The organism is Ruoffia sp. FAM 24228 (genome assembly GCF_045528575.1).
In the GTDB taxonomy this organism is placed as follows: domain Bacteria; phylum Bacillota; class Bacilli; order Lactobacillales; family Aerococcaceae; genus Ruoffia; species Ruoffia halotolerans.
Window position 1 is genome coordinate 1 of record NZ_JBGQQZ010000127.1, and the last position, 1,789, is coordinate 1,789.

General features: G+C 37.3%; 1 protein-coding gene and 1 pseudogene. Both read right to left on the minus strand.

Annotated features, from left to right (window positions below):
• A pseudogene (locus ACEN33_RS12210) lies at nucleotides 1–126 on the minus strand (IS3 family transposase); the annotation flags it as partial.
• 76 nt (nucleotides 127–202) lie between these two features.
• Nucleotides 203–1,516, minus strand: coding sequence for an ISL3 family transposase (locus ACEN33_RS12215; RefSeq protein ID WP_235888841.1), 1,314 nt, complete (start codon nucleotides 1,514–1,516; stop codon nucleotides 203–205).
• Between the last annotated feature and the right edge of the window lie 273 nt (nucleotides 1,517–1,789).

Sequence of the window (1,789 nt, forward strand, 5' to 3'; positions counted from 1 at the left end):
AATGCCTCGTTTTGATAAGGCTTTTTTTATTTTTCTTGAGCCGTAGGCCTTTCGGCTGCGGATAAATTCTTCAGCGACTACTTCTTCAAGTTCTGATTCGTCTTTCTTTGGTTTTGATTGATAATAAGGTTCTCTGTCAAACAACGTTGGTAAAGAATAAAGTCAAATAATAATAGATTTTGGAAGAGGATGTACAACGAGCTTACGCTGCTGTATGTTCTCTTTCTTTTTCTATCATTTTGATTTTATTTCTGATTGGTTTTAAATTGAAGTGCAGGATAATGCGATTTTTATAATGAATAAAGTTACCGTAACCATAGGCTACCCGGTTCAATACTTTGATCTTGTTATTGATTCCCTCTATCTTTCCATTGTTATAAGGATAATAGAAGGTGTTTTGGATATGAGGAAAATGAGCGCGCAACGTCTTTAAACTGGTTTTCATGTATCCAGATAGTTCAGGAGAAGCGGGTTGATCTAAAACAGTTCTTAACTGTTTTGAGTCATTGTGTTCGACGGCTTTAAGAATAGCTTGATACATTGTATAAGTTGCTTTTAGTTCTGGATCGTACGCCAACATCTCAGAAACGATTGCTGATTCCAGACGCTGTCCGAACATGGGAAAGTATTGATAGGTAGTATAAGACAACTCGGACTCTTTCTTCAGTAGTTTCTTCCAGAAGCGTTTGAGTCGTCTGTACTTCTTTTGGTCTTCTCCATTGGACGTTCGAAGTCGATTCATGACTTTTACGCGTGTTTTGTTCATCGCTCGGTTCACGAGCTGAACGATATGAAATCGATCAATAATGATATCAGCGTTTGGAAACAGTTCAGGGATGAAGCTGACGTAACTGGCATTCATGTCTGTCGTAATCGTTTTGACCTGATTTCTCTGGTTTTGGCTGTATCGAGAACAGAAGTGATCTTTGATTGTACGAGTATCTTTGCTTTCTAAAATATCTAGTATCGTTCCTGTTACGACATCAATATACTCAAAAGCCATTTGCCCATTACCATACTTAAACTCATCAAAAGACAAGTTCTCCGGCAATGAATGATAGTAAGGTCGATAATACTTCACCTGTTCATTGATGATTCTTTGAATCGTTGTGGAAGAGACATTCGTCTCTTCTGCCAAGCTCTTGATCGAACGAGCATCAGCTGACTTCGCCAGTATTTCTGCTTTGATAAAATTAGAGATAAAACACGCCTCTTTTACAATCGGTGTTTCCGCAGTAAATGTTGCTTCACAAGATGTACACTTGAACCGCTGCTTTTTCACTCTAAGATAGGTCGGGTAAATGCCAGATATTGGAAAAGTGATTCTAGAAGTCTGAGTCCCATTTTTATAGATAGAGAAGTCCTTGTTTGGTTCCTGACATTTCTTACATTCCGTAGGAATATAAGTCAATGTACAGTCTATAAATTTACATTTCTTTTGTTTGTGTATCCCATAAGACACGCAGTTATCTTCGAAAATCATGTTTTTGTCTTGAATATCTAGTACATTTTGCATATCATTTGATGTAGGCAAGTGAGTTCCTCCTATGGATATTTGGTTTTTGTCGACTATTATTCTACAGGAGAACTCACTTGTTTTCTATTTTCTGAGACAAAAAAAGACGCCAGTGATTTCTCACCAACGTCATATATTATAGAACCGAAAATTCCAAAAATAAAATCAGTTATAATACTATCTATCGTGCAATTTATCGTGGCGACTTCGATGAGCCTGGTTTATCAACCGGTAATCGAGGCGCTATCCGTAAATTAAGACACAGAGGTAAAA